This window comes from Mesoflavibacter sp. CH_XMU1404-2 (assembly GCF_037029465.1).
GTDB lineage: Bacteria > Bacteroidota > Bacteroidia > Flavobacteriales > Flavobacteriaceae > Mesoflavibacter.
Genome location: NZ_JAYMEM010000012.1, coordinates 1 through 2,898 on the forward strand (window position 1 = coordinate 1; position 2,898 = coordinate 2,898).

The 2,898-nt window shown below is 36.0% G+C and carries 1 protein-coding gene; it reads right to left on the reverse strand.

Annotated elements, in window-relative coordinates; genetic code table 11:
• The coding region (locus WA327_RS07795) for a fibronectin type III domain-containing protein (RefSeq protein ID WP_336068318.1) at positions 1-2,898 on the reverse strand (2,898 nt) is incomplete at both ends.

A 2,898-nucleotide genomic window follows, 5' to 3' on the forward strand; every position in this document is an offset into this window, starting at 1 on the left:
TACTCTGCTATTCCATCATCATTATTGTCACATCCTAATAAATCCTCTGGCATACCTAATACTGGTTTTGGTAAAACACTTAAGTCAAAATCTGTTGTCGCAAAACATCCTGTCGTTGAATTTTCAACTCTAATGTAAATAGTCTCTGAAGTAGAGTAATAACTATCTGGTGTAGTAATTTCACCTGTAGCATCTATTGCATCTTGTAAACTAGTATAGTATGTTGCTACCACATCTGCTTGACTTCCTACAGTAGTTGCTTCGTTAGTAGTTAAATCAAACGTAGCTCCTCCTGTTCCATCATCACAAACCTCTTGATCTGGAGTATCTAAAGCTTGAGGTGTTGGGTTAACAACTAAGCTAAAGTTTGTATTTGTTGATGCACATCCAGACATTGAACCTACTGCGTCAACATCTTCTACTCTTACATAAATTACTATACCATCTGTAGCCGTGTATGGTGAAGCTACAGCTCCTACACCTGATTGAGCATCAGATAGAGTCTCATGATAAGTTACAACAAAATCTGTTGCACTTTGAGTGCCTAATATCGTTGCTGTTTGTGATTCTAAATCAAACACAGCAGTACCTGTTCCATCATCACAAGCTTCTAAATCTGGAGCTTGATTAGCATTAGCATCATCAAAGAAATTAATGTTAGCAATAATTGAAGATGTAAAATCTGCACAAATACCACCACCAACAATACATTGGTAAGATCCAGATTGTGTAGCTACAAATGTTGGAGAGTTAACTCCTGTCTGATAAATACCGTCTACATACCAATCATAAGAATCTACTGCATAAACAGTATCTGCTGTTAAAGTTACAGAAGTATAACCACATAAGTTAATATCGTCGCTTTGTCCGTCTGGAGCTGTTGTTCCTTGTTCTACAACAATTCCGTCATAATCTAAAGTAACGTCACAAACTACATCACAGTTAATTCCATTTACAGGACCACTATCTTGAGAGAAAGTATATGTACCATCAGATCCATTAAAGTTTGTAATTAAAATCACATAAATAGAACCTGCTGGCGCACCTGTTATTTGAACTGTTTCAGTTGCTGTAGCAGAGTAACTACAATCTTCTATATTTTCAGGTAACAGTCCATAACATCCCGTATCTTGAGATGTAAATGGTCCCCAAACTATAAAGTCAATATCAATTAAGTTACCAGTTGTAGAAGTCTGCTGTAAAGTAAATGAATAATCTCCAGCTAAATCTACATTAATTGTATTCCAGTATGGGTTAGGTTCAGATCCTAAACATCCATAATCTAAATAAGGTGGTGCTGTTGAACCATCTGATACGTTAGGGAATGGATCTGGTAAATCTGGACAAATTGGCAATGCATCAGTACAGTAAGTTGGCACACCTAATGTTTGGATACATAAATCAAAAGTTATTGATGTAGGAGCTGTTCCTGCTGAGAAAACTCTGATGTAATATGTGTTACCTATTGTTAAAGCTGGTGTCAAACTAAAATCGTCAGTTGTACAATATAATTGAGTTAAATTATTACAATCTGTACCTTCATAAACAGCATGATCAACATTAAAGCCTCCAACTACATTTTGTATTTGAATAATCTGTTGATCACCAACTGCTGTAAACTGGTACCAAACATCATCATCTGCACTAGTAGTACAAGATCCATTAGGATATCCTGAATCTGTTGCTTCTAATAAAGTACCTGGGTTAACAACAGTACAACTTTCGTCAGAATTAACCGAAGCAATCGTAGCATTACATGGATTATCATTATCTGGCGGACATGCTGCTAGTGATATGGCTTGACTGGTAATAACACAATTACCATCTTGTTCATTTGAAACTGTAAATATAATATCTGTATTAAATGGATAAGGTCCAAATAATGGTGTTATTGAACCTGTTGTTGAAACACTTACTGGCGGATTTCCTTGATTATCTTGAACAGATAATGAAGTAGCATCTCCTAACGAAGTGATATTTACATCAACCAAAAACTGATCACCATTTGCACAATCATCAACAACTACAAAAGTTGCAGTTGGGTTAATACAAGTAGCACAACTAGCTGTTACTGTAATTGAAGTGTATCCATTTCCTTGACAGTTTATACTTCCATCAGATTGTACTTGGAATGAAATTGTAGATCCTGTAGATTGATAAGTTAATCCACTTAAGTTTCCACCATTACCATAAGGAGTGGCTGCGTTTAAATCAGTCGCTCCATCTGAATCTAATACAACTAATTCATCCCAGTTTTGTTCAACTTGTCCTGCATTAAATGTTAAATTGATAGGTGTTGTACCGTCAGAACTAGTAAATGTAAACACATTAGTATCATTATTTTCATAGCAATATGTTAGTGTTTGTGGTCCACCGTTTGTACAGTCTAAAACAAAATTAGTTTGAACTGGTGTTGTAAAGAAAACTGGTCCTGCCCAAACACTAGTATCTGCACCACAAATAGCTTGCACATATACTTCATAATCTGTTTGAGGCGTTAATCCTGATTCAGATACTGTTGTTGTTCCAACAGTTGTACCTGATGTTGGTGATCCTGTTCCTGCAGGTTGCACAACATAGTTCCATTGTGTTTCTGACCCACTTGGTGTCCATGTTATATCTGCTGATGTAGCCATTAAGTTATCTACTGTTATACTATTTGGAGCAATACAGAACGTACCACAAGTTTCTACTTGTATTTGGTCAATAGACATATCTCCTTCAAAACCTGTTCCTGCACCTCCATAACTAAACTCTACATAAATCACTTGACCTAAATAAGCATCTAAGTTTATTCCTATTGGAACCCAAGCTTCATCTGCTGTAGTTTGATAATCTCCTATCCAAGTATATTCTGTTGTAAATGGTCCCGTAGGTGATGTAGATACACCTACATTT